The following is a 25,993-nucleotide window of genomic DNA, read 5'->3' on the forward strand; positions in this document are numbered from 1 at the left end:
CGTTCCGTGTCTCCCCACGGACCCTGAGCCTGTCGAAGGGTCGTTCCTCACCTCGCGTCCCTTCGACAAGCTCAGGGACCGCATGGGCACCACCTCGACGCGGCGTGAGACCGCGATCGCGTCCCTTCGACAAGCTCGGGGACCGTATGGGCATCCCTTCGACAAGCTCAGGACCGTGGACGTTAGCGGCCGAGCATCTTCTGCAGGCTCGCGAGCTCTTCCTCGCTGGGGCCATCCTTCGACCCGGCACCCAGCCCGAATCCGGAACCGGTTCCCCCGGCCGCCAGCGCGGCCTGCTTGCCCGCCGCACGTGCGGCATCCTCCGCCGCCCGCTTGGCCGGGTTGCCCGACTTCGAGCCCTTCTTCTTGGTGTTCTGCTTGTTCCGGGCGCCGCCATGGCTCCCCGGCATGGGACCCATGCCCGGGATCTGCGGCATCCCGCCGCGAGCCACGGTGCGCATCATCTTCGAGGCCTGCTCGAAGCGCTGAATGAGCTGGTTCACCTCGGTGACCGTCACACCCGACCCGCGCGCGATGCGCAGGCGACGGGAGCCGTTGAGCAGGCGGTGGTTGCGCCGCTCGGCGAGGGTCATCGACTGGATGATCGCCTCCGTGCGCACGATCTCCCGCTCGTCGAAGTTGTCGAGCTGCTCCTTCATACCGCCCATGCCGGGGAGCATGCTCATCATCTTCTTGATCGACCCGCCGCGCAGCTGCTGCATCTGCTTCAGGAAGTCTTCGAGGGTGAACGTGTCGGTCGAGATCTTCTCGGCCATCTTGAGGGCTTCGGCCTCGTCGAAGTTCTCCTGCGCCTGCTCGATGAGGCTGAGGATGTCACCGAGGTCGAGGATGCGGCTCGCCATGCGGTCGGGGTAGAAGGGCTCGAAGTCGTCGAGCGTCTCACCCGTCGAGGCGAACATGATCGGGCGCCCGGTCAGCGACGCCACCGACAACGCCGCACCACCGCGCGCGTCACCGTCGAGCTTGGTGAGCACCACACCGGTGAAGTCCACGCCCTCCTGGAAGGCCTTCGCGGTGGCGACCGCGTCCTGACCGATCATCGCGTCGAGGACGAAGAGCACCTCGTCGGGCTGGGTGGCACGACGGATGTCCGACGCCTGCTTCATCAGGTCCGCGTCCACACCGAGGCGACCGGCCGTGTCGATGATGACGACGTCGTACTGGCGATCGACCGCGTACTTGACCGCATCCTTCGCCACCCGGACGGGGTTGCCGACGCCGTTGCCGGGTTCGGGGGCGAACACCGGCACGCCGGCCTGCTCGCCCACCACCTGCAGCTGATTCACGGCGTTCGGCCGCTGGAGGTCGGCCGCCACGAGGATCGGCGTGTGCGAATCCTTCGCGAGCCACTTGGCGAGCTTGCCTGCAAGGGTGGTCTTACCGGCGCCCTGGAGACCCGCGAGCATGATGATGGTCGGCGGTCGCTTGGCAAACTCGAGCCGACGCTGCTGGCCGCCGAGGATGGTGACGAGTTCCTCGTTGACGATCTGCACCACCTGCTGGGCGGGGTTCAGCGCCTTGTTCACCTCGTCGCCGAGTGCACGCTCCCGCACCTTGGCGGTGAAGGCCCGCACCACGTCGAGCGCCACGTCGGCGTCGAGCAGGGCGCGGCGGATCTCGCGGACCGTGCCGTCGACGTCCGCCGCGGACAATTTGCCCTTGCCGCGCAGATTCTTGAGCGTTTCGGCGAGGCGGTCGGAGAGGGTTCCAAAAGTGGCCATAGTGCAGCCAGTTTAACCGCTGCCGGTCGTCGACGGTGCCGGGGTGTGCGTCCCGTCGTCGCGGCCGCTGGGAAGTGGGGGCGTCCCTTCGACAGGGTCAGGGACCGTGTGGCCCTTCAACAGGCTCAGGGACCGTGCGGCCCTTCGACAGGCTCAGGGACCGTTCGGGACGGTGCGACCCTTCGACAGGCTCAGGGACCGTGCAGGCTCAGGGAGCGTACGGGATCAGCCGACGAGCTTCTGCGCGAAGACGTGGGGCGTGAAGCCGGTGAGGTCGCCGATCTTCTCACCCTGCCCGATCAGCTTGATCGGGATGCCGGTCTTCTCCTGCACGTTGAGCACGAAGCCGCCCTTGGCGGATCCGTCGAGCTTGGTGAGCACGAGCCCGGTGACCCCCGCGTGCTCGATGAACGCCTGGGCCTGCGCGAGACCGTTCTGCCCGGTCGTGGCGTCGAGCACGAGAAGAACCTCCGCGATCGGCGCCTGCTTCTCGATCACCCGACGGATCTTGGTCAACTCGTCCATGAGTCCGCCCTTGGTCTGCAGGCGTCCGGCCGTGTCGATGAGCACCATCTCGGTGCCCGTTCGCTTGGCGTACTCGATGGTCTGATACGCCACCGACGCCGGGTCCTGACCGGGGTGCTGGGGACGCACGACGGCGGCGCCGGCGCGCTCGGCCCAGGTCGCCACCTGCTCCACCGCGGCGGCGCGGAACGTGTCCGCCGCGCCAACGACGACGGAGCGTCCGTAGTTGGCGAGGAACCGCGCGAACTTGCCGATCGTCGTGGTCTTCCCCACCCCGTTCACCCCGACGACGAGGATGATCGCGGGTCGCTCGCTGAGGTGCAGGGTCGGATCGAACTTCGCGAGGCGCTCCTCGATGGACTCGCGCAGCATCCGCTGCAGGTCGCGCGGATCGGTGGTGCGGTATCGCTCCACCGACGAGCGGAGGTCATCGATCACCGCCTCGGAGATGTCCGGACCGAAGTCCGCGGTGAGGAGGGCGGTCTCGAGATCCTCCCAGGTATTCTCGTCGATCGTGGGTTTGGCGAACATGCCGCGCAATGCACTACCGAGCGACCACGGAGATGAACGGTCAGCCATGCATTCAGCCTAGAGGCGAGCAGGCGCGCGAACGACACGCGCCCCCGCCGGCGGCGTTCGATCGACAGCGGAACACCGTTCCCGTAAAGATGGGGCATGACTTCCTTCGGGTTCCACGCGTCCCACGAACAGATCGACCCGGGCACTCTGCTCCGGAACGTGCAGAAGGCCGAGAGCGTGGGCTTCGACGCCGCGATGTGCTCCGACCACATCGCGCCGTGGAGCGCCCGGCAGGGCGAGTCCGGATTCGCCTGGTCGTGGCTCGGCGCCGCGATGCAGGCCACGTCGCTGTCGTTCGGCGTGGTCAACGCCCCCGGGCAGCGCTATCACCCGGCCATCATCGCGCAGGCCGCGGCCACCCTGGAGTCGATGTACCCGGGGCGCTTCTGGGTCGCCCTCGGCAGCGGTGAGGCCGCCAACGAGCACATCACGGGCGGCGGCTGGCCGCGGAAGAGCATCCGCAACGCCCGACTGCGCGAGTGCGTCGACATCATCCGCGCGCTTCACCGCGGCGAGGAGGTCAGCCACGACGGCCTCGTCACAGTGGATCGCGCCCGGCTGTGGACCCTGCCCGAAACCCCACCGCCCCTGATCGCGGTCGCGGTGAGCACCGAGACGGTCGCCTGGGCCGCGGAGTGGGCCGACGGCGCGGCGACCATCAACCAGCCCATCGACGACCTGCGGGCCTGGGTCGACGCCTACCGGTCGGCCGGCGGGCGCGGGGAACTGGCCCTGCAGGTGCACCTGAGCTACGCGGAGACGGATGCCGAGGCGCTCGCGATAGCGCACGACCAGTGGCGGGCGAATGTCTTCGGACCGCCACTGGCCTGGGACATCGACTCCGTCGAAGGGTTCGATGAGGCCGCGGCGTACGTGAAGCCCGAGGACATGGCCGCTTCCGTCGTCATCTCCGCCGACCCGGACGAGCACGTGCGGCGTCTCGAGGAGTTCGCGTCGCTGGGCTTCGACCGCATCTACCTGCACCACGTGGGCAAGGAGCAGGATCGCTTCATCGACGTCTTCGGCGAACGCGTGCTGCCGCGACTCCGAGGACTCTGAGCATGCGGATCACCGACACCAGCGACCTGTGGTGGAAGACCGCCGTGGTCTACTGCCTCGACGTCGAGACCTTCATGGACTGGAACAACGACGGCACCGGCGACTTCCCGGGCCTCGCCTCCCGGCTCGACTACCTCGCCGAACTCGGGGTGACCTGCCTGTGGCTCATGCCGTTCTACCCGACGCCCGACCGCGACGACGGCTACGACGTGCTCGACTTCTACTCGGTGGACTCCCGCCTCGGGTCGCTCGGCGATCTGGTGGAGGTCATCCGCACGGCGAAGGACCGCGGGATGCGGGTGATCGCCGATCTCGTGATCAACCACACGTCGGACCAGCACCCGTGGTTCGTGTCCGCGAAGTCGGACCGCAATTCGCCCCACCGCGACTACTACGTGTGGCGGGACGAGCCGCCCGAGCAGCAGGGCCCCCCGGTCTTCCCCGACCAGGAGACCAGCAACTGGGAGTACGACAAGAAGACGAAGCAGTACTACCAGCACATCTTCTACAAGCACCAGCCCGACCTGAACGTGACGAACCCGGTCGTGCGCGATGAGATCGCCAAGATCATGGGCTTCTGGCTCGAACTCGGGCTCTCCGGCTTCCGGGTGGATGCCGTGCCGTTCCTCCTCGAAACCGATGCGGTGGTCGGCGGGGACGACGCGCTACCGGATCCGCACTCCTACCTGCGGTCACTCCGGGCCTTTCTCGGCCGGCGGTCGGGCGACGGGGTGCTCCTCGGCGAGGTGAATCTGCCACGAGACGAGCAGGCCACCTACTTCGGCGGCGCCGAGGGCAACGAACTGACCATGCAGTTCGACTTCATCTCGATGCAGAAGCTCTACCTGGGGCTCGCCCGTCAGGATGCGGCACCGCTCGTGGAGGCCCTCACGTCGAGGACCGGCGGATCATCGGATTCGCAATGGGCGAACTTCGTACGCAACCACGACGAGCTGACCCTCGACAAGCTCTCCGACGAGGAACGCGGCGAGGTGTTCGCGGCCTTCGGACCGGAGGAACGCATGCAGGTGTACGGCCGCGGTCTCGTGCGGCGGCTTCCCCCGATGCTGCAGGGCGACCCGCGCCGCATCCGGATGGTCTACAGCCTGTTGTTCTCGCTGCCCGGCACCCCGGTGCTCTTCTACGGCGAGGAGATCGGCATGGGCGAGAACCTCGAGCAGGAGGGCCGGATGGCGGTGCGCACCCCCATGCAGTGGAACGGCGGGCGCAACGGCGGGTTCTCCGCGGCGGGCGCCGACGACCTCTGCAGTGCGGTGGTGGAGGGCGGCTACGGTCCGCAGCACGTGAACGTGGAGCAGCAGCGCCGCGACCCGGACTCGCTGCTCAGCTTCGTCCAGACCCTCGTGCGGCACTACCGCAACGCCCCCGAGTTCGGCTGGGGCGAGTTCGCGGTGATCGACCAGCCGCACGCCTCCGTGCTGGCGCACACGCTCACCTGGGAGTCGGATCAGGTGATCGCCCTGCACAACTTCGGCACCGAGTCCTTCGAGGTTCCGCTGCCGATCGCGGAGGCGGACGCGCACACGCGACTGAGCGATCTGCTGACCGGCGAGTCGCTTCCGGTGGAGGACGGCGCGGCCTCGGTGACGCTCGGCGGGTACGGCTACCGCTGGCTGCGGGTGGTGCACGAGCCCGACACCACGCAGTACTAGCGCGCCGCGGTCGGCGCTCACCCGTGCCGTTCGGGTCGGGCCGGGTCGGGCCGCGGCTAACTCGCGACGCGCTCCGTGGCGACGCGCTGTCCCACGACCGCCGAGACGCCGTCCTGGCGCATGGACACGCCGTAGAGGGCGTCCGCGATCTCCATGGTGCGTTTCTGGTGCGTGATCACGATGAGTTGGGATGTTCGCCGCAGGTCCTCGAAGATCGTCAGTAGACGCCCGAGGTTGGCGTCGTCGAGCGCGGCCTCGACCTCGTCCATGATGTAGAACGGGCTGGGGCGCGCCTTGAAGATGGCGATGAGGAGGGCGACCGCCGCGAGCGACCGCTCCCCGCCGGACAGCAGCGACAGCCGCTCGATCTTCTTGCCCGCCGGCTTCACCGAGACCTCGATGCCCGTGTTGAGCAGGTCGTCGGGATTGGTGAGGTGGATGCTGCCCGAGCCGCCGGGGAAGAGCACCGGGAAGACCTCGTTGAACGCCTGCCGGGTGTCGTCGAAGGCCGACGCGAAGATGTCCTGCATCTTCTCGTCGATCTCGTCGATGATGGTGAGGAGGTCCTTGCGGGTGTCGGTGAGGTCGGTCAGTTGCTCCGTGAGGAACCTGTGCCGTTGCTCGAGCGCGGCGAACTCCTCGAGCGCGAGCGGATTGACACGGCCGAGCTGAGCCAGACTCCGCTCGGCGCGGGCGAGTCTGCGCTGCTGCTGCTCCCGGTTGTACGGCGTCCCGGTCGCCTCGGCGACGGTCCCTGAGCTTCCCACGGCCGCTGAGCCTGTCGAAGGGACATCACGTTCCGCCCCTTCGACAGGCGCACGGGCCGCCCCTTCGACGAGCTCAGGGGCGGCGCCGTCAGCGCCGTCCGACGCGCCGTCATCCGGGACGAGCACGTGCGGGCCGTACTCCGCCACCAGCACGTCCTCCACCAGCCCGAGTTCGCTGCCCGCGCGCTCGAGCAGCGACGTCAGGTGCAGCTTCTTCTCGTAGATCTGCAACTCGAGCCCGTGCACGTTCTCGGTGATCGCGGCGAGGCGTTCCCGCAGCGTCCCCTCCTCGCGGCGGAGGCCGGTGAGTTCCTCGTTCTGACTGGCGCGCTGCTGTTCCGCGCGCGCGAGCACCGATCGCGCGTCGGCGACCGAACGGTCGGCCAGGTCGAGCACCGGGGGAAGCGCGGTGAGTACCGCCGTGGCGGCATCCGCCTGCCGACGACGCAGCACGGCGCGACGTGCCGCGGCCTCCGCCTTCGCCCGTTCGCGTTCGAGCTGCTCGGCGAGCTGCTCGCCTCGTACCTGTTCGGCACGCACCCGCTCCTTCGCCGTCTCCACCTGCAGGCGCGTCTCCACCTCGGTCTCGCGCGCCTTCTCGAGTTCGGCGTACAGCGCGTCGCGCGCGCTGGCGTCGAGGATCGGACGCGGGCGCGAGCGCGCGGTGTCCAACGCCGAACGCGCCGTCGCCGCCGCCGACTCCGCGGCGGGCACGGCCTCGCTGGCCAGGGCGAGGGAGGCGCTCAACCGGTCGAACTCGGCTCCGGCCGCCTCGACCTGCACGCGGGCGCGGTTCAACCGTTCAGTTCGGGCGGCCAGCTCGGAGTCGAACTCGCGGAGTGCGGTCAGCGCGCGCTTCGACCGGTCCTTCGCGCTCTGCAGGATGCCGCGCTGCTCGGCGAGGGCGAACGTCGAGCGGTCGATGTCGGCGGCGACGGTGGCGAGGCGGTCGGTGGCGGCATCCCGGTCGGCCACGAGCTCGAGCCGTGATCGTTTGGCGCCGGATCCGCCGCGGAGCACGTAGGAAGTGAGCACGTCGCCCTCGCGGGTGAGGATGGTGGTGGCCGTCGGGTCGTCGAGCGCGCGCCACGCGGTGCGGGCGGAGTCGAGGTCGTCGGCGATGAGCGTGTGCCCGAGGATGCGCAGGACCCCGTCCGGTGCGCGCACCACGTCGGCGGCCCGGCGAATGGTCGATGGAATCGCTGATGCCACATCGACCGGCCCGTCGCCTCCCGCGTCGGCCCGCGCGTCGGCGGCCGCGACCACCACCTCCACGCGTCCGAGTTCCCCCTGGCCGGCGTGCTCGATGGCCGCCGCCGCGTCGTCGTGGGTCTCGGCGAGCACGGCGTCGGCGAGGGAACCGAGAGCTGCGGCGATCGCCGCCTCGAAGCCGGGTTCCACGTGCACGGAATCGGCCACCAAGCCGCGGATCCCCGACAGACGGGCGGCGACCAGTTCCGTCGAGCCGTCCTTCTGATCGAGCGCGAGGGAAAGGGCCGATGTGCGGGCGGCGAGCGCGTCCCGCTCGCGTTCCTGAACGTGCAGCGCCTCGCGGAGACGCTCGATCCCCGCCTCGGCCTCGACGACGGCGTTCTGCGCCGTCTCGTAGGCCTCATCGAGGTCGGTCTCCCCCGCATCCGCCGTCGCTGCCTCCGCCTCGTGCAACGCGAAGGCCGCGCGGGCCGCCTCGCGGCGAGTGGACGCCGCGTCCAGCGCGTTCTGCTGGCGCAGCACCTCGCCGCGAACGGCGGCGAGACGGGACTGCGCCGTGTCGGCCTGGCCGGTGAGCTTCGAGATCTCGAGGTCGTGCCGCGACACCAGTTCCGCCTGGGCCTGGATCTCCTCGTCCACCGCGTCGAGGGCTCGCCGGGCGTTCCCCGTACCGCTCTGAGCGGCGGCCCAGGCCGCTTCCGCGCTCGTCACCAGCCCGCGGAGGCGCTCCACTTCGGCGGCCGCATCCGACAGCATGTGCGGGGTCACACCCTGAGCGCCGTCGGAGACCTCGGTCTGCTCCTCGAGCAACGTGAGCCGCGAGTTGGCGAGCGCGAAGAGGTTGCGCAACCGATCCTGCGCCTGCTCGAGCGCGAACGCGGTGCGCCGTGCAGCATCCACCGCGTCTCCGCTCTGCGCCGCGGTGATCCGCTCGGTGCGGAGGGTGACCGCGTCCAGTCGTTCCTGCAGCACCATCCGCTCGGTGGTGCGTTCGCTCTCGGTGCGGGCGTGGTCGTCGAGCGCCTTGCGGAGGCCCACCACGTCGTCGGCGAGGAGCCGGGCCCGGGCGTCCCGCACCACCGAGGCCACGGTCTGCGCCTCCCGGGCGATCTCGGCCTGCTTGCCCAGCGGCTTGAGCTGGCGGCGCACCTCGCCGGCGAGGTCGCTGAGGCGCGTGAGGTTCGCCTGCATCGCGTCGAGCTTGCGGAGCGTCTTCTCCTTGCGTCGCCGGTGCTTGAGGATGCCGGCCGCCTCCTCGATGAAGCCGCGCCGGTCCTCCGGTGTCGCCTGGAGCACGTTGTCGAGGCGACCCTGTCCGACGATCACGTGCATCTCGCGGCCGAGTCCCGAATCGCTGAGGAGCTCCTGCACGTCGAGCAGGCGCACGTTCGACCCGTTGATGGCGTACTCGCTGCCACCGTTGCGGAAGAGCGTGCGGCTGATCGTGACCTCGGTGTAGTCGATGGGCAGCGCGCCGTCGGAGTTGTCGATCGTCAGGGTGACCTCGGCCCGTCCGAGCGGGCCGCGCGTGGAGGTACCGGCGAAGATGACGTCGTCCATCTTGCCGCCGCGAAGGGTCTTCGCGCCCTGCTCCCCCATCACCCAGGCGAGCGCGTCGACCACGTTGGACTTGCCCGACCCGTTCGGTCCGACGACGCAGGTGACCCCGGTCTCGAAGGCGAAGGTGGTGGACTGTGCGAAAGACTTGAACCCCTTGAGGGTCAGGCTCTTCAGGTGCACGATCCGTTCCCTTTCCGACGCCGTGCGCGTGGGCGCGCGCTCGAATCCCGCCCCCACGGTAACCGACGGGCGCGGATTCGCCCGGCAGGCGAGCGGAGCACAGCGGAATCGGGCGGCGCACGGTGGATGCCGCACGAAGCGGCGCCGCCCGCCGCGCGGTGGGCCGAACGCCGCGGGCGGCTGCGTACCGGCGTCAGTATGCGGTGTAGCCGCCGTCGATCGTGAGCACCGACCCGGTCATGTACGACGACGCGTCACTCGCGAGGAACACGATGGCGGGCCCCAGCTCGTCCGGCTCACCCACGCGCTCCATCGGTGCATCCTCGATCCAGTGCCGTCGGAACCGCGGCTCATCGACCGGCGCCATGTCGGTGCGCATGTACCCGGGAGCGAGTGCATTCACCCGCACCCCGAGGGGGGCCCACTCCGCCGCCAGGCTCTTGGTGAGATGGTGCACCGCAGCCTTGGATGCGTTGTAGGCGGGCTGGAATTGCGGACGGTTGACGATCTCGCCCGACATCGAGCCGATGTTGACGATCGAGCCTTCGCCCTGAGCCACGAAGTGCCTTCCGAAGACCTGCGAGCAGATCCACACCCCGTCGACGTTCACGTTCATCACCTGTCGCCACTCGTCGTCGGTCACGTCGAGTGCCGGCTTGTGGATGCAGGTACCGGCGTTGTTGATGAGCACGTCGGCCCGGCCGAACTGCGCGAGGGTCTCGGCGAGCAGGCGCTCGACATCCGCCCGCACGGTCACATCGCCGAGCACCACGTGCGCCCGGCTGCCGAGGGCCTCGATCTCGCTGACGACGTGCTGAGCGGCCGCGCCGTCCCGACCGGTGACCACGATGTCGGCCCCCGCCTCGGCCAGGGCGAGAGCGAAGGTTCGGCCGAGTCCACGGGTGGATCCGGTGACCACCGCCACGCGACCATCGAGACGAAAACGTTCGAGCATGGCGACTCCTCTGCGGTGGGGTGTGCGGCGTTCCGACCGTCGCGTGCTTCCGCGGGAAGGTGCGATGCGGATGCCGAAACGGTATCGAGAACGCTACTCGGCTTCGCTATCATCGGCGGCATGCCCGCCTTTCGCATCGACGAACTGGCCATCCCCGACAGCATGGACACCCCCGGGAGCGGCGACTTCGCCGAGATGGTGCACGTGCGGAACGCCATCGAGGCCGCCGCGTACGGCACCGACGCGTTCGCCTACTCTCCGGCCGAGCTGCTGCCCGCCTACCAGTTGCAGGAGTACGAGCCCAAGCGCGTCTTCGTGGCGCGAGTGGATGGGCGCATCGTCGGACGCGCGGTCGTGGAGTGGTCGCCGGAGGAGGACGACCGCACGACGTGGGCCGTCGCGGAGGTGCTGCCCGACCATCGTCGCCGCGGCGTCGGCGCCGGGCTGCTCGACCTCATCGAGGCGATGCACGCCGAGTCCGGTCGCACCTCCATCCAGGGGTACGTTCCGCACGCGATGTCCGACAGCGGCGAGCGCCTCGTGCCGCCCACCGGGTTCGGGAGCGTACCGGCCGATGACCCCGGCGTACGATTCCTCCTCGCCCACGGCTACTCCTTCGAGCAGGTCGCACGCGCGAGCTCCATCCCGTTGCCCGTGCATCCCGCGACGCTCGCGGGACTCCGGGCGGATGCCGAGGCGCACTCCGGAGCGGACTACCGGGTGGTGCGCTGGCTCGGGGGCACCCCCGACGAGTGGGTGGCGGACATGGCGGCTCTCTACACGGCGATGAGTACGGCCGACCCGCACGCGGGGCTCGACACCACCGAGGACCGGTGGGACGAGGACCGGCTGCGGAAGTACGAGGCGAAGCTCCTCGCCTCGGGCCGGCTCTACCTCACCGCGGCGGCGGTGCATGTGGCCTCGGGCCGGTTGGCCGGATACACGGAACTCTCGGTGCCGACCGATCGGACGCGTCCGACCAGTCAGGAGGACACGCTCGTGCTCGAGGAGCACCGCGGGCACCGGCTCGGGATGCTGCTGAAGGCCGCGAACCTCGAGTTCCTGGCGGCCGAGGTGCCCGAGACCCCGATGGTGTTCACGTTCAACGCCGAGGAGAATCGGCCGATGCTGAGCGTGAACGAGGCCGTGGGTTTCATCCCGATCGGCCACGAGGGTGCCTGGAAGAAGGTGACCCGCTAGGCGGTCACTGAGCCCGGCGAAGGGACGTCCCACCCGGTCCCTGAGCCTGTCGAAGGGACGCAAGCCGCCCCCTGAGCCGCCCTCGCTAGCGCGGACGGACGGGCACGGCGCGCGATGCGCGGATGCGCTGGCAGCGCGGGCAGAAGTGGCTCGATCGATTCATGAATGCGACGCGTTCGATCGGGGAGCCGCACCGCGGACAGGCCTTGCCGTGCTGTCCGTACGCGTTGAGGCTGTGCGAGAAGTAGCCGGACGCACCGTTCACGTTGACGTACTGCGCGTCGAAGCTCGTCCCGCCCTCGGCGAGAGCACGACCGAGCACGAGGCGCACCTCGGTGAGGAGGGTGCGCGCGCGTGGACGGGACAACGCGTTGGTCGGCTGGTCGAAGTGGATGCGCGCCGCCCACAGCGCCTCATCGGCGTAGATGTTGCCGATGCCGCTCACGAGGGTCTGATCGAGCAGCGCGCGCTTGATCCCGGTGTTGCGTCGGGCGAGAGCGGCGAAGAACGCCCGTTCGTCGAACGACGGGTCGAGGGGATCGCGGGCGATGTGGCTCACCTGCGTGGGGATGAGCGGCGAGTCCGACCCGTAGCCGGCGGGCACGTCGTCGCCGCCGTCGACGAGCGCGTCCACGGCCATCGAGCCGAAGATGCGCTGGTCCACGAAGGCGAGCTGGATCTCGCCGTGTTCGGGATGCTCGAGGGTCATCCGGATGCGGAGCAGCGCATCGTCCGGCGCTCCGGCGGCGCGGAGGAGCACCTGGCCGCTCATGCCGAGGTGGGCGACGAGGGCGTGCGTCGGTTGCGCCCCTTCGACAGGGTCGGGGACCGGGTGGTGCGGCCCTTCGACAGGGTCGGGGACCGGGTGGTGCGGCCCTTCGATAGGGTCGGGGACCGGGTGGTGCGCCCCTTCGACAGGGTCGGGGACCGCGAGGGGGAACCAGAGGAACTTGCCGCGCCGAACGGCGGCGGTGATGCGTCTGCCGACGAGCAGGTCGTCGAACGGACCGCGGACGGCGTCGTGCCGCTTCAGGGATCGGGTGTCGAACACCTCGACGCCGGTGATCAGCGCACCGCGCACGGCGGGCTCGAGTCCCGCACGCACGACCTCCACCTCGGGGAGCTCGGGCATCGCTACTTCCGGGCGCCGGACTGCTGCAGACGAGTCCAGGCTTCGAGGGCGGCGGCCATCTCGGCCTGCTTCTTGCTCGATCCGTCGCCCTCGGCGGTGATGAGCGTGCCGACCGTCACGGTGGCGTGGAATCGCTTGCTGTGGTCGGGACCGCTGTCCGTCACGGAATAGGCGGGTAGCCCAACGCCTCGCCGCGCGGAGATCTCCTGCAGGCTCGTCTTGGGGTCCATGGCCGCACCGAAGCGTTCCGGGTCGGCCAGGAGCGGGGCGAGCAGACGCAGCACGACCGTGGTGGCCACGTCGCCACCCGCGTCGAGGTACACCGCCCCGATGAGCGCTTCGACCGCGTCCGCGAGGATCGACGACTTCTCCCGCCCGCCGGTCAACTCTTCGCCGCGTCCGAGACGGAGGAAGCGTCCGAGATCGATCGAGCGAGCGACCTCGGCCAACGCGACGCTGCTGACGAGGCTCGCACGCCGCTTGGCCAACTCGCCCTCGTCGAGCGTCGGGTTCTCGCGATAGAGCATCACCGTGACGGCCTGCCCCAGAATGGAGTCGCCGAGGAACTCGAGGCGCTCGTTATGCGGGATACCGCCGTTCTCGTACGCGAAAGAACGGTGCGTGAGAGCGAGCTCGAGGAGATCGGGATCGAGATCCGTCGACAGCGCCTCGAGGAGAGGTGCCCGGTCGGGCGCTGCCCCGGTCACGGGATACGACGTGGAAGAGGTCGTCGACTAGACGTCGGCGACCTTGCGGCCCTTGTACTCCATGTACAGCGGGGTGCCGGCGGAGTCCTCGACGACCTTCGCGCGGTGCGGGAGGCTGTAGGTGACGCGGCCGTTCTCGACCGTCTTGACCAGGTTGGGAACCTCGGCCTTCCACTGCGAACGACGGGCGCGCGTGTTGGAGCGGGACATCTTCCTCTTGGGAACTGCCATGGCTAACTCTTTTCTGTATTCGGGCCGGTCTCGGCCGTGCCAGTGTCGGGGGCGTCCCCCGCACTGCTGTCTGTGGAAGCCTGGAACTCCGCAAGCGCGGCCCATCGACTGTCGACGAGGGGCTGGTCGTTCTGCGAATCCGACAGGACCAGATTGATGCCGTCCCCCAACTCGAAATCGAGTTCCTCATTGGGGAGTTCTGGCTGGAATGGGAGTGATAAAACCACCGCATCCCGGATCACAGGTTCTAGGTCGACGTGGTCGTCGAGAACCTGATAGTCGAAGGCTTCATCAAGAGAATACGCGAAGAGCTCCTGAAATTCGACCTGGACGGTCTGCTGCATCTCCGCGAGCGTGCGTGCGGAGTGTCCGTCGGCCACTGTGCGGGCCTCGCCGGAGACGTAGATTCCCTCGTGCACCGACTCGAAGCGGGCGGAGATGCGGATGTCACGACCCTCCCGCACCTGCAGCAGACCTTCGCCGAGATGCTCGGGCGCCTGGATGGTGAAGTCCTGCTCGCGCATCTCGCCCGGCCGGTTCACGAGGTCGCGGACGTTGACCGTGTAGGGAGTCTTCCTGAACTTGGGCACGGGCAACGAGTGTACTCCGCGCCGCTGGTGACTCCCGTCGTGCGCTGCAGTGGCGGGGCATCCGTGAGTCCGTGGCGGAGCGGTGGACCTCGGTCAGGCCACGTTCTCCCCGCCAAGGAGTTCGGCGACCACGCGGGGCACGTACGGCGAGACGTCGCCGCCCAGAGACGCGACCTGTCGCACGAGCGAACTGGAGACGTGCGCGTGCGCGGGGTCGGGCAGGAGGAACACGGTCTCCACCTTGGCGAGGTTGCGGTTCACGATGGCCATGGGCGTCTCGTAGGCCACGTCGACCTGCGACCGGATGCCCTTCACCAGCACGCTCGCCCCGACGTCGGTGCAGTAGTCGACGAGCAGGCCCATGCTCCACGAGGTGACCTGGATGTTGCGCGGGTAGGCCCCGTCCACGAGCGCCCGTTCGATGAGGGAGACGCGCTCGGCGATCGGCAGCAGTGCCGTTTTCGCCGGATTGTGCACCACGACCACGTGCACCTCGTCGAAGATGCCGGCGCTGCGCTCGATCACGTCCAGGTGGCCGAGGGTGATGGGATCGAACGACCCGGGGACTACGGCGATCCTGCTCATTGCTCCAGCGTATCGGGGCGGCGTCGCCTCACCTGAGTGCTCCTCCCTTCCCCTGGGTCCGCTCCGAGGCACACGGTCCGGTCCCGTCCGGAGCCCAGGGTGAGCCCGACCTGGTTCCGGGCTGCGCCGAGGTCCCGACCGTGCGACCATCGACCATGGCTCGGTTGCGGGACATCGTGGTGGATTGCCACCGCCCGTCTGCCCTTGCCCGATTCTGGGCGGAGCTGCTCGACGGCTACGAGGTCGCGCCGTACGACGCGGCCGAGGTCGAGCGCCTGCGGGGCCTCGGCATCCTCGACGTGGAGGACGACCCCTCCGTACTGGTCCAGCCCCGCTCCGGGGTCGGCCCTCGCCTGTTCTTCACGCTCGTGCCGGAGTCGAAGGTCGTCAAGAATCGGGTGCACATGGATGTGGACACGGCGGATGTCGAAGGCGAGCTGGCGCGCATCGTGAGCCTCGGTGGTCGGGAACTGCAGCGCTTCGACGACGGCCACGTGATCATGGCGGATCTGGAGGGCAACGAGTTCTGCGTGATGCCCGCGTAGCCGATCGGTTCCCACCCTTGCCCGTCGGTGCGCCCGGGAGGAGCGGACGTGCGGGTCTCCGGAACGAGAGGGTCGTGAGGGGTGGGCGCGGGTCAGGCCTTGGCGAGGAAGGTGCGGGTGGACTCGTCGAGACGCCGGGCGATCGCCTCGGCGAGGGCGGGGTGCTCGGTCAGGGCGGGATCGGCGTCGAGGACTTCCGACGCGAGCCCGCGCGCCTCCTCGATCACGTCGCCGTCCCTGATCACCCGGAGGAGGCGCAGCTGCGAGCGCCCACCGGCCTGCGAGCTGCCGAGCACGTCTCCCTCACGGCGGAGCTCCAGATCGACCTGCGCCAGCTCGAACCCGTCGAGCGTGGCGGCCACGGCGTCCACACGTTCACGGGCGAGGCTGCCGTCCTCGGAGCGCGTCACCAGCAGGCAGAGACCGGGCACGTTCCCCCGCCCGACCCGACCCCGCAGCTGGTGCAACTGCGATACGCCGAACCGGTCGGCATCCATCACCACCATGGTCGACGCGTTGGGCACGTCCACGCCCACCTCGATGACCGTCGTCGCCACGATCACGTCGATGTCGCCCGCGGCGAACGCCCGCATCACGGCATCCTTCTCATCGCTCGACATGCGGCCGTGGAGGGGTTCGATGCGCGCCGACGCGAGTGACGGATGACGCCTCAGCTCGGCGGTGAGCTCGAGCACGTTCGCGGGTGGGGCGGGCGGCCCGCTGGAGGCTTCCGGCACGGCATCCCCGTCCCCCGACTCCGAGGCGCCCGGCTCGGTGGCGCCGGGCTCGATGGCCGGGCACACGACGAACGCCTGTCTGCCCTTCGCGATCTCCTCCGACATGCGCACCCACACGCGGTTCACCCAGGACGGGTGCTCGACGAGGGGCACCACGAAGCTCTCGATGCCCTGACGCCCGGCGGGGAGCTCGCGGATGGTGGAGATGTCGAGGTCGCCGAACACCGTCATCGCGACGGTGCGGGGAATGGGGGTGGCCGTGAGCACCAGGAGGTGCGGTGCAGTGCCCTTCTGGCGCAGCGCCTCGCGCTGATCCACGCCGAACCGGTGCTGTTCGTCGATCACCACGAGGCCGAGGTCGTAGAACCCGACCGTGTCGCTGAGCAGGGCGTGCGTGCCCACCACGATCCGCGCCTGCCCGCTGGCGGCTCGGAGCAGCGCGCGCTTCCGCTGGGCGAGGGGCAGCTGACCGGTGATGAGCACCGGCATCAGCTGGGCCGACAGGTCGGGGCCGAGCACACGGGCGATGGACCGGAGGTGTTGAGCGGCGAGCACCTCGGTGGGGGCGAGCAGCGCCGCCTGGCCGCCCGAGTCCGCCACCGCGAGCATCGCCCGCAGCGCCACCAGGGTCTTGCCGGAGCCGACCTCGCCCTGCACCAACCGATTCATCGGCGCGGTTCGGGCGAGGTCCGTCGCGATCTCGTCCCCGACGAGCTCCTGGTCGGCAGTGAGGGTGAACGGCAGGTGCTTCTCGAAGCGTTCGAGGTACCCACCCGGTGCGGGCACCCGCGGAATCGCCGGGGCGCTTCGATTCTGGGCACGCTGCTGCAGCAGGGCGGCTTGCAGCACGAATGCCTCCTGGAAGCGGAGCGCGTCCTGCGCCTTCCGCCAGTCGGCGTCGCGCTCGGGCCGGTGTATGCCGTCGAGGGCCGCTGCGAAGCCGATGACCCTGCGTTCCCGGCGCACCGCATCCGGCACGGGGTCGTCGACGGCGCCGAGACCGTCGAGGGCGATCTCGATGGACTTCTGGATCTGCCAGCTCGCCATCGATGCGGTGGCGGGGTAGATCGGGATGGGCTTCTTCGCCCACTCCTCGGCCGACCGGTCGGGCCGTTCGGGACCGTCCTCATCGTCTCCGAACAGGGTGTAGTCGGGGTGCGCGAGTTGCAGGGAACCCCGGTAGTCGGTGACCTTGCCGGCGAAGATGCCGCGCATGCCGGGCTTGAGCTGATCGGCACGCCAGCGCTGATTGAAGAACGTGAGCGTGAGGTAGCCGAGACCATCGGAGATCTTCACTTCGACGATGGATCCCTTGCGTGCCTTCATCGACCGCTCCCGCACCTCCCGCACCTCGGCGACGATGGTCACGTTCTCGTCGATGGGCAGTTGGCTGAGCACGGTGAGCTCGCCGCGCCGCGCATATCGGCGCGGGTAGTGGCTCAGCAGATCGGCGACGGTGCGCAGACCGAATGCCTTCTCGAGCACGGTCGCGGTGCGCCCGCCGAGCACCGACGACAGCTTCGCGTCGAGTCCGGATGCGGCCATCCCTCGATTTTAGGCGGCGCGAGCGACACGGGAGAGGCCACGACTCGGCCTTCCCGCGAGCAGGGAGGCGGGAGCGAGCGTCGCGCGAACCCGCGCTCCGGGCGACGCACCAGCGGTGAGATCCGTGGTGACGTCACCCACCCAGCCCGCGAGCGCGGGCCCGTGGTCGGACCCGAACGACGGAGCGAAGCTCTCCCGCTCGAAGGCGGATCGGAGCGCGTCGAGCGACGCACGCGTGTCGGATCCGATGCCCGGCAGGGTACCGATTTGGTCCGCGAACGCGCGCGGGGTGTCGGTGGAGCGCACCGGAATCCCGAGGTCGCGGGCGGTGTCCTGCACCTCCCGCCAGGCCAGGGCGGCGGATCCGCGTCCCCCGAGCAGCGCGCGACGCCGCCCGGCCCGCCGGACGGCCCGCGCCAGTGCCGGCAGGAAGAGCAGGGCGAGGACGGCAATGCCGACCCCCACGGCCAGCGACTTGCCCGCAGCATCCTCCACCTCGACACCGGCGCTGCCGCCCGCCTCGGGCGCCTCGGCGACGGGGGCCGGGGTGGGGGCGACGGGTTCCGCGGCGGACGCCTCCGGCGCGGGAGTGTCCGGCGTTTCCTCCACGGGTGCGGGTGAGGCGTACTCCGCGAGGCTGCCCCGGCCGGGGGTCGGCTCGAACTTCAGCCAGCCGGCGCCCTCGAAGTAGAGCTCCGGCCAGGAGTGCAGATCCTGCGTGCCCACCTGATACACCGTGCGGCCATCCTCGGTGCCGGTGCGGGTCCCCGGCAGGTACCCGACGGCGATGCGGGCGGGGATCCCCAGGGTGCGAGCCATAACCGCCATGGCGGAGGAGAAGTGCACACAGTACCCCGCGCGTTCGTCGAGGAAGCGCGCGATCACGCCCATGCCGTTGCCGTCGTATCCGTCATCCACGGGCGCCTGCTCGGAGTAGCGGAACTCGTTCGATCGCAGGAAGTCCTGCAGGGCGAGGGCGCGTTCGTAATCGTTGCCGGACGCCGCGGTGACCTCCCGCGCGGTGGCGGAGATCACCTCGGGGAGGAGGTCGGGCAGTTCCAGATTCTCCTCGAGGTAGGGGGTGAGGGCTCGCGGTGCGGCGGCGAGCTGCTCACGGGACGGTGCGGGCAGCCTGCTGACGATCTGGTAGTCCTGGCCCCGCGTGGACGAGTTGGTGGTGGCGATGGTGAGCCCGTCGGGCTCCCAGTACCAATTCCCGGCGAGGCCCGAGACGGATGCGGCCGGGTACGGCGCCGGCAACCACCGCGTGTTCGACCCCTGCACCTGCACGTCGACCGTGACCTCCGTGCCGGAGGCGGGATCGGTCACCCCCGGGGCGGGGCCGATGGCGTCGATCGAGTTGGCGGGGTCGTAATCCGGTCGTGATGGCGCCCACGTGCGCCCGGTGAAGCGGGACAGGGTCGTGAGCTTGAAGTAGAGCGACTCCTCGGCGTCGGTCGTGTAGGACAGGGCGTCGATGTTGCCCGGCCGCCGCAGATCGTCACCGAGGCTCAACATCGGATTGACCCGGCCGCTGCTGAGGGCTCCGCCACCGACCCCGGCAGCACTGGTGAATCCCGTCTCCGTGAACGCGGGCACCACGTTCGGCAGCACGAGCGACACGACGATCGCGGCCGCGCCCAGCGACGCCGCCCGGAGGCCGAGTCCCGCCGACACCCGACCGGATCCCGGGCCGCCGACAGCTCCCCCGGCATCAGGGAGAGGAGCGGACTCGGCGAGCTCCCGCAGCCGCACGTCGCCCCGCAGGAGCCACACGTACACCGCAGCCAGCAGGACGAAGGCGATGACGTTGAACTCGCCGATGACCACCCCGCCCGGGATGGCCAGGAGAGTGAGGAACACCACTCCGCAGAGCGCGGGAACGCGGAGCACGAAGGCCAGGAAGTCCTGCAGCACCGCCACGACCGCCATCCCGCCCACCACGAGGAAGACCAGTTCGGGAACCGGGTCGGCGGGCGGCGCCTGCGTGTACACCTGCTGCGCACCCTGTTGCACCACGCGTCCGAACAGGCGCAAAGTCTCGAGGGTCGGGACGACGCCGAGAAAGGCGGTGGACTGGCCGAAGATCAGCGTCATCGCCCCGAAACCGGCGGCGGCGCCGACGCCGGTGCCGACGATCCGGGGTGCACCGAACCAGCGCGTCGCGGCGGCGGCGCCGAGCACGAGGGCGACCACGATCAACGACAGCGGCCACCAGGCGCCCGGTTGCAGCACCGAGTGCAGGGTGGCACTGCCGATGGCGAGCCCGAGCAGGAGGGGAAGAATGATGCGCCACGACCCCGGCACGCCTCGGGGCCTGCGCGAACCGACCCGGGGTGCCGCGAACGCCGGGAACTCATACGCGGTCATGGGTCACCGCCGATGCATCGATCGCGGCCCATGCCGCAGCGAGGTCCGGGGTGCGGTCGAGGTCGACGCACAACCAGCCGGCCGCGGTCAGGGCACGCGCCGTTCCGCCGGAATCGTGGGCGAGGAACGCGATGGCGGGTTCGCACCAGCGTCGCAGCGCGGCGACCGAGGCCGTCTCACCCGCGTCGAGCGCACCGAACACCGCGATCAGCGGAACCGAAGAGCCGCTGCGGTGAAGCTCGGCCGATGCTCGGGTGGCGAAGTCGCGCTCGCCCCGGGCGTCTCGCAGGTCGATCTCGGCCAGTCGCACCAGCAGCGCCCTCTCTCCGTCTCCGCTCGCGGAGTCCCGCGCGTGCAGGTAGCTCGCGGTGGGGCGCGCCGTCTCGATGACCTGCACCCCGCATCCGGCGGCTCGGAGGTGGAGGGCCACGGACGCGGCCAGTTCGACCGCGCGCTCGAACGCATCGCTGCTCCGGGCATCCGCGCCCGGGTAGTGGCGCGAGTCGGAGTCGAGCAGCACCATCGCCTCAGGATTGCTGCGCTGCTCCTCCTGCCGCACCATCAGCTCGCCGTGGCGGGCGGTCGCCCGCCAGTGCACCCGGCGGAGCGGATCGCCGAGCTGGTACTCGCGGGTGATCAGGTCGTCCTCACCGGCGCTCGAGCGGTGATCCACGCGATGCGACGTCCCGTCGGTGAGGGCGTGCCGCAGCTTTCCCTGCGGAAGGGAGGTGATCCGAGGGGTCACGACGAGGTCGTCCGATCCCCCTACCGCGTGACGCATCGAGCACAGCCGGAGCGGATCCTGCTCGTCGATCAGGAGCGGGCCGATCGGATACACGCCGCGCCGGCCTGGCGTGAGGGTGTACCGGACCATCCTTTGGCCGCCGACGCGGTCGGGGGCGAACAGTCCCCCCTCGAGGGCGGGCAGAAGCCCGGCCGGGGTGGCACCGCTCGGGAGCACATCGCGCCAGACGAGGGGCGTCGCGGCGAGTGCCGCCCTGTTCTGCACCGTCACCCGCACGGCGGCGGGCCGTCCGGCCTCCACGATCGCCGAGTCGAAGATGCGGGTGACACCGAGTCGGGCGCGACCCACCAGCACGTAGGCGGCCGCGAGGAGCGGCAGGGCGAGAAGCAGCATCGACACGAACAGGAGTTCCCGCCGACCCGTCGCGTACGCGACCGCGAGGGCGGCGATCGCCGCGGCGACCAGCCCGAGCCCCCGCAGGGTGGGCCGCGGAACGCGGGCGTTCCGCACGCGACGGAGGAGTCGTTTCATGACGGCACCCCGCGATTCGCGGCGCGCGGGATGCAGGTCATGCGAAGGAGTTTAGGTCGCATGGCTGAAGCGCTTCCGGGAGGACAGCAGCGAGAGCGGCAGGAGGCGCGCTCGAGCGCGGTCCGCCGCGGGCGCGGCCGCATCGAGGTTCGCGAGTACCGTGCGACAGGCGTCGGCGAGCGCGGCTCCCTGCTCGGCCGGAAGGGGCAGCGGCTCGTCCCCCACCGGACGGGCGAAGCTCTCCCGCTCGAACGCGGTTCGCAAGCGGGCGACCGCGTCGCTCCCGCCGGGCCCGAGCCCCGCGGCGACCCGGTCGCCGAACTCGCGCGGGGTGTCCGTGGCCGGCACGGCGACACGGTAGTCGAGCGCCGCGTCGGACAACTCGCGCCAGGCATCCGTCGCCGTGCCGCGCCCTGCGCGAAGCCGGTCGAGTCGCGAACCGCGCCGAACGATCCTGACCATCGCCGGTGCGAGCACCAGCGCGACCACCATGAGGGCGAGGATGCCGATCGGTGCACCGCCCGGGGCGTTGCCCCCCTCGGTGCCGGGAACGGCGGCGGCCTCCTCCGCCAACTCCTGCGGCACCGCGGCCGGGGCGGACGCGTCGGGGGCGGGCTCGGCGGGTCTCTGCGGGGAGGCGGTGACGACCGGGGCGGCGTAAGCGGGCAGGCGTCCCCGGCCGGGAGTGGGCTCGAACGGCACCCAGCCGACCCGGTCGAAGTACAACTCCGGCCAGGCATGCGCGTCCCGGGTGTCGACCTCCCACGCCGATGCACCCTCCTCCTCGGCGGCCCTGCCGAGGGCCCCGCGAACCGGATCACCGGCGGTGTATCCCACTCCGATTCGGGCGGGGATGCCCACCGCGCGTGCCATCAGCGCCATCGCCGATGCGAAGTGCACGCAGTATCCGCTCCGCTCGGTGAGGAAGCGCGCGATGATCTCCGGCCCGCTGCCGTCGTAGCCGCCGTCCAAGGGGGCCGACTCCGAATACACGAAGCGCTCGCTGCGCAGGAAGTTCTGCAGGGCGACGGCACGGTCGTAGTCGGAGGTGAGCCCCGCGGTGACCTCGCGGGCCGTGTCCGAGACGACGGCGGGGACCTGGCCCTCGGGAACGCGGAGCTCCGGCAGGAAGGCCGAGCCGTCGACCGGTCCGGCCGAGACGAGGTCCTCCCGTGTGGGCCGCACGTCGATGCCCTCCACCCGGTAGCGCTGACCGCGGGTGGTGCTGTCGGTGGCTCGGACGGCGAGCGCGTCGGGCTCCCAGAACCAGTCGCCCTGTAGCCCGGTGATCGAGCGGGCCGGGTACGGTGCCGGCAACCATCGACTGTATGCACCGGTGATCTCGATGTCCGTGACGGTTTGCGCGGTGTCGATCGCCGACGTGAGCCCCGGCGGCTTGGCGATCTCGTCCACGGTGCGGGACCGGTTGAGCCGGAACGCGCTCGGCACCCAGGTGCTCGGGTCGAAGTCGGTGAGCACCGCCATCCGCAGGTAGCCCGGGTCGGTGTCGGTGGTGGTGTAGCTGAGCGCCGGTTGCGCCGCGGGTTGCCGCAGGTCGTCACCGAGAGCGACGATGGGATTCGCGGCGATCGTGCCCGCGGGCGCCGCGCCGACGCCGCCCGAACCATAGGGCCCGGCAAGCACGAAGGACGACGGGGGCAGGAGGGGCGGGAGAAGTACGGCCCCGGTGACCGTGGCCGCGCCGACCGCGAGGGCGCGTGTGCCGCTCCGCACGCGGGCCGGTGCAGCGGTTGCGGGGAGGGAGCCCACCCGCAGCAGCAGCGTGAACACCCCGGCACCGAGTGCGAAAGCGGGCACGGAGAAGCCGTCGGGCACGAGCACGCTCGGCAGCGCGATCACGATCAGCAGCGGGATCCCGGCCAATGCGGGCATCCGGGCGGAGATGGCGACGGCGTGCAGGAGGAGCGCGAGCAGCACCGCCCCCACGCCGAGCAGAAGCGACAGTCCGGCCGGGGCGTCGACCGGTGCGGATCCACTGCGGATCGCACCGATCCCCTCGGTCACGAGAGCGTCGATGAGCGCGACCGTGTCCCCGGTGGGGATGAGGCCGAGGGCCATACCGTCCCCGGCGTAGGCGAGCACCAGCACCGCACCGCCCGTGAAGCCCGCACCGGCGAAGGCGACCGGACCGGCGACGCCCCGCCGGCGCAGCACGGCGAGGATTCCGAGCACGGCGACGACGACGGCGCCGTTGACGATCATCCACGCGCCCGGACGTATCACCGGCGCGAGGGCGAGCAGTGACGCCAGCACGCAGAGCGCGACCGCACCGGACAGGCGCCATGGCACCGGTGCTCCGCGCGGACGCTCGCGGAGCGCCACGGGCCACGCCATCCGGACGGTCGCGCTCATTCGGAAGCCTCGACCCTCTCGCCGATGGTCGACCACGCCCGGTTCAGGTCGTCCATCGTGCCCACCCGCACGCACAGCCAGCCCGCATCCCGCAACGGGACGAGGTCATCGCCCCCCGTGTCGTTCGTGACGACGAAGGCGACGGCCGGTTCGGCGAGGGCGCGGAGGGCGGCGAGCCTGGCCGCATCCTCCGGCGTCACCGAACCGAGCACCGCGAACAGCGGAGTCGTTCCGAAGCGGCGCAACTCCCCCGTCAGCCGCACCGCGAAGTCGATGTCCCGGGTGCGGGCGGAAGCGTCGAGCGCGGCGAGACGCGTGAGGAATGCGCCGGCGCCGCCGTCCCCGGCCGCATCGTGCGGACGCAGGCGGGATCGCCGACCCGAGGTCGTGTGCAGCACATCGACGCCGTACCCGGTGCGCTGGAGGTGCAGCGCGACGGATGCGCCCAGAGCGACCGCCCGTTCGAAGTCATCGGCGAGCGCGAGTCCGTCGTCGAACAGGGCGATGCCGCGGGCGTCGGGGTAGCTCCGCGGCCGGGTGTCGATCAGCACCACCGCCTCCGGGTTGCTGCGCGGCTCCTCCTGCCGCACCATCAGCTCCCCGTGCCGGGCGGTGGCTCGCCAGTGCACGCGCCGTTTCGCGTCACCTGGGCGGTATTCACGGGTGATCAGGTCGTCATCACCGAGCGAGCCCGATCGCGGGAGCTGCGTCGCCGACCCGTCGCTCAGTGCGGTGCCGAACGGCATGTCCGGCAGCCGCGTGACGCTCGGGGTAACGGTGAGAGAGGTCGTGCCGGGTGCCGTCGCGGTGCGGGCGACGAGGCCGAATGGATCGCGACTCACCACCGAGAGAGGGCCGATGTCGAAGATGCCGCGGCGGGGCGGGCACAGCGAATAGTGCACGGTCGTCCGCTCGGCGGCGCCGGTCGCGACGGTTCCTGCGGACAGGTGCCCGGTGGAGGCGGTGCCGACCGCATCCGGCAGCGCGTCCGACCAGGTGGACTCCGGGGGAAGCCGCGCGCCCGAGTTGTGCAGGGCGAGGGTGACGCGAACGGTGCCGTCGACCTCCACCAGGTCGGGCACGAATCGTCGGACGACGCTGAGCTTCGGCGGGGTGACGAGCAGCAGGAGTGCACTGAGGGCCGGGAAGAGGGCGAGGAAGCAACCGAGGTAGAGCAGTTCGATGCGATCGAGGGCGTAACTGAAGGTGATGGAGAGCACCGCCAGCACCGTGAAGGCTGCGCCGCGCAGGGTGAGCCTCGGAATCGCGTCGGTGCGGATCAGGCGCCCCCGGGAGGACATGGCTTCGGTCAGCCGGTCACGCCGGCGCCGGTGGCGGATCTCGCGCGAGCCGGGCGACCATTCCCGTTCGCCGCCGGGTCGGCACCGGTCGTCGCTCCGCCGAGTGGAACGGGGGTGGAGCGCACGATGCGCTCGAGGATGTCGGACGCCGCGGCGGCACCCTGGCCACGGGATCCGAGCGCGCGGCTCGTGGGCACGAGACGGTGTCCGAGCACCGGGATCACCAGGGCGTCGATATCGTCGGGTAGCACGAACTCCCGCCCCTCGAGCGCGGCACGGGCCTTCGCCGCGCGCACGAGATGCAGGGTGGCTCGGGGACTGGCCCCGAGCCGGAGCTCGGGGTGGTGCCGGGTGGCCTGCACGATGGACACGGCGTACTGCTTGACGGGCCAGGAGACGAACACCGTGCGCGCGGCGGCCATCATGGCCACGAGCTCCGCACCGGTCGCCACCGCGTCGATCGCATCGAGCGGGCTCGACAGGTCGCGGGAGTGCAGCATGTCGAGTTCGGATGCGGCATCGGGATAGCCCATGGAGATGCGCGCCATGAAGCGGTCGCGCTGCGCCTCCGGCAGCGCGTAGGTGCCCTCCATCTCGACCGGGTTCTGCGTGGCGACGACGGTGAAAGGTGACGCGAGCAGATGCGTCACGCCGTCGACGGAGACCTGGTGCTCCTCCATGCACTCGAGCAGCGCGGACTGGGTCTTCGGGCTGGCACGGTTGATCTCGTCGCCGATGACGATGTTGGCGAACACGGCCCCGGGCTGGAACTCGAACCGTCGCTCCACCTGGTTGTAGATCGACACGCCGGTCACGTCGGACGGCAGCAGGTCGGGCGTGAACTGGATGCGGTTCACCGTGCAGTGCACCGACTTCGCGAGGGCCTTCGCCAGCATCGTCTTGCCGACGCCGGGCACGTCCTCGATCAGCAGGTGACCCTCCGCGAGCAGCACCGTGAGCGCCATCGCGGCCGCGTCGTGCTTCCCGGTGATGACGGACTCGACATTGGCGAGGATGCGGTCGGCGAGCACCCGCACGTCCGCCAGCGACATGTCCGCCTCGCCCGTGCCCCGCGCGTCGGAAACGGTCTCAGCCTCGGTCGATGAGTTGTTCACGCGCGTCTCCAGGGGGTGGGGTTCCCTGATCCTA

19 protein-coding genes are annotated in these 25,993 nt (G+C 70.4%); 4 read left to right on the top strand and 15 right to left on the bottom strand.

Going from position 1 to position 25,993, the window contains the following annotated elements:
- Window positions 1–182 precede the first annotated feature (182 nt).
- Together ffh and ftsY are read right to left on the bottom strand one after the other, a co-directional pair.
- Window positions 183–1,742 carry a signal recognition particle protein gene (ffh, locus tag EY822_RS02280; protein WP_150306790.1) on the bottom strand — a complete coding sequence of 520 codons (1,560 nt, stop codon included), beginning with the start codon at window positions 1,740–1,742 and terminating at the stop codon, window positions 183–185.
- Window positions 1,743–1,967: 225 nt separating this feature from the next.
- Window positions 1,968–2,846 (bottom strand): signal recognition particle-docking protein FtsY, encoded by an 879-nt coding sequence (ftsY, locus tag EY822_RS02285; RefSeq protein WP_150306791.1) that lies wholly within the window; start codon window positions 2,844–2,846, stop codon window positions 1,968–1,970.
- Between the two features lie 96 nt (window positions 2,847–2,942).
- On the opposite strand from ftsY, the gene EY822_RS02290 reads away from it, so the two are divergent.
- Together EY822_RS02290 and EY822_RS02295 are read left to right on the top strand one after the other, a co-directional pair.
- Window positions 2,943–3,905, top strand: a complete 963-nt coding sequence (locus EY822_RS02290) for a TIGR03885 family FMN-dependent LLM class oxidoreductase (RefSeq protein ID WP_150306792.1) — start codon at window positions 2,943–2,945, stop codon at window positions 3,903–3,905.
- A 2-nt stretch (window positions 3,906–3,907) separates the two neighbouring features.
- A complete protein-coding gene (locus EY822_RS02295; protein WP_150306793.1) occupies window positions 3,908–5,578 on the top strand; it encodes an alpha-amylase family protein in 1,671 nt (556 codons plus the stop codon).
- A gap of 56 nt (window positions 5,579–5,634) precedes the next feature.
- Here the strand turns inward: EY822_RS02295 and EY822_RS02300 are convergent, their stop codons facing one another.
- Window positions 5,635–9,297 carry an AAA family ATPase gene (locus EY822_RS02300; protein ID WP_150306794.1) on the bottom strand — a complete coding sequence of 1,221 codons (3,663 nt, stop codon included), beginning with the start codon at window positions 9,295–9,297 and terminating at the stop codon, window positions 5,635–5,637.
- 193 nt (window positions 9,298–9,490) lie between these two features.
- On the bottom strand, window positions 9,491–10,252 hold the full coding sequence (locus EY822_RS02305) for an SDR family NAD(P)-dependent oxidoreductase (RefSeq protein ID WP_150306795.1): 762 nt from the start codon (window positions 10,250–10,252) through the stop codon (window positions 9,491–9,493).
- A gap of 120 nt (window positions 10,253–10,372) precedes the next feature.
- On the opposite strand from EY822_RS02305, the gene EY822_RS02310 reads away from it, so the two are divergent.
- On the top strand, window positions 10,373–11,452 hold the full coding sequence (locus EY822_RS02310; RefSeq protein ID WP_150306796.1) for a GNAT family N-acetyltransferase: 1,080 nt from the start codon (window positions 10,373–10,375) through the stop codon (window positions 11,450–11,452).
- An 85-nt stretch (window positions 11,453–11,537) separates the two neighbouring features.
- On the opposite strand, the gene mutM is transcribed toward EY822_RS02310, so the two are convergent.
- The 5 genes from mutM to coaD all read right to left on the bottom strand — a co-directional run bounded on the left by mutM (window position 11,538) and on the right by coaD (window position 14,697).
- Window positions 11,538–12,584, bottom strand: a complete 1,047-nt coding sequence (mutM, locus tag EY822_RS02315) for a bifunctional DNA-formamidopyrimidine glycosylase/DNA-(apurinic or apyrimidinic site) lyase (RefSeq protein ID WP_150306797.1) — start codon at window positions 12,582–12,584, stop codon at window positions 11,538–11,540.
- Window positions 12,585–12,586: 2 nt separating this feature from the next.
- On the bottom strand, window positions 12,587–13,291 hold the full coding sequence (rnc, locus tag EY822_RS02320; RefSeq protein ID WP_150306798.1) for a ribonuclease III: 705 nt from the start codon (window positions 13,289–13,291) through the stop codon (window positions 12,587–12,589).
- 27 nt (window positions 13,292–13,318) lie between these two features.
- Window positions 13,319–13,522, bottom strand: a complete 204-nt coding sequence (gene rpmF, locus EY822_RS02325; protein ID WP_150306799.1) for a 50S ribosomal protein L32 — start codon at window positions 13,520–13,522, stop codon at window positions 13,319–13,321.
- Between the two features lie 2 nt (window positions 13,523–13,524).
- Complete coding sequence (locus EY822_RS02330) at window positions 13,525–14,112, bottom strand: YceD family protein (protein WP_150306800.1); 588 nt, start codon at window positions 14,110–14,112, stop codon at window positions 13,525–13,527.
- Window positions 14,113–14,205: 93 nt separating this feature from the next.
- Window positions 14,206–14,697 (bottom strand): pantetheine-phosphate adenylyltransferase, encoded by a 492-nt coding sequence (gene coaD / locus EY822_RS02335; RefSeq protein ID WP_150306801.1) that lies wholly within the window; start codon window positions 14,695–14,697, stop codon window positions 14,206–14,208.
- Between the two features lie 155 nt (window positions 14,698–14,852).
- Here coaD and EY822_RS02340 point away from each other — a divergent pair, with 155 nt between their 5' ends.
- Window positions 14,853–15,242 carry a VOC family protein gene (locus EY822_RS02340; protein ID WP_150306802.1) on the top strand — a complete coding sequence of 130 codons (390 nt, stop codon included), beginning with the start codon at window positions 14,853–14,855 and terminating at the stop codon, window positions 15,240–15,242.
- Between the two features lie 92 nt (window positions 15,243–15,334).
- On the opposite strand, the gene EY822_RS02345 is transcribed toward EY822_RS02340, so the two are convergent.
- Genes EY822_RS02345 through EY822_RS02370 form a run of 6 tightly spaced genes read right to left on the bottom strand, consistent with a single transcriptional unit; the run spans window position 15,335 to window position 25,896 of the window.
- The gene (locus EY822_RS02345) at window positions 15,335–17,524 is read right to left on the bottom strand and encodes an ATP-dependent DNA helicase RecG (RefSeq protein WP_150306803.1); all 2,190 of its coding nucleotides are present in this window, start codon (window positions 17,522–17,524) and stop codon (window positions 15,335–15,337) included.
- Window positions 17,525–17,533: 9 nt separating this feature from the next.
- Complete coding sequence (locus tag EY822_RS02350; RefSeq protein ID WP_150306804.1) at window positions 17,534–19,894, bottom strand: transglutaminase family protein; 2,361 nt, start codon at window positions 19,892–19,894, stop codon at window positions 17,534–17,536.
- Window positions 19,881–21,170 (bottom strand): DUF58 domain-containing protein, encoded by a 1,290-nt coding sequence (locus EY822_RS02355; RefSeq protein WP_150306805.1) that lies wholly within the window; start codon window positions 21,168–21,170, stop codon window positions 19,881–19,883. The genes EY822_RS02350 and EY822_RS02355 overlap by 14 nt, the downstream gene beginning before the upstream one ends.
- Window positions 21,171–21,221: 51 nt before the next feature.
- Window positions 21,222–23,543 (bottom strand): transglutaminase family protein, encoded by a 2,322-nt coding sequence (locus tag EY822_RS02360; protein ID WP_150306806.1) that lies wholly within the window; start codon window positions 23,541–23,543, stop codon window positions 21,222–21,224.
- Window positions 23,540–24,844, bottom strand: a complete 1,305-nt coding sequence (locus tag EY822_RS02365; RefSeq protein WP_150306807.1) for a DUF58 domain-containing protein — start codon at window positions 24,842–24,844, stop codon at window positions 23,540–23,542. Before EY822_RS02365 ends, EY822_RS02360 begins: the two co-directional genes overlap by 4 nt.
- A gap of 8 nt (window positions 24,845–24,852) precedes the next feature.
- The gene (locus EY822_RS02370) at window positions 24,853–25,896 is read right to left on the bottom strand and encodes an AAA family ATPase (protein ID WP_150308721.1); all 1,044 of its coding nucleotides are present in this window, start codon (window positions 25,894–25,896) and stop codon (window positions 24,853–24,855) included.
- Between the last annotated feature and the right edge of the window lie 97 nt (window positions 25,897–25,993).

Origin of the sequence: Planctomonas psychrotolerans (assembly GCF_008642235.1) — a bacterium.
GTDB classification, from domain to species: domain Bacteria; phylum Actinomycetota; class Actinomycetes; order Actinomycetales; family Microbacteriaceae; genus Planctomonas; species Planctomonas psychrotolerans.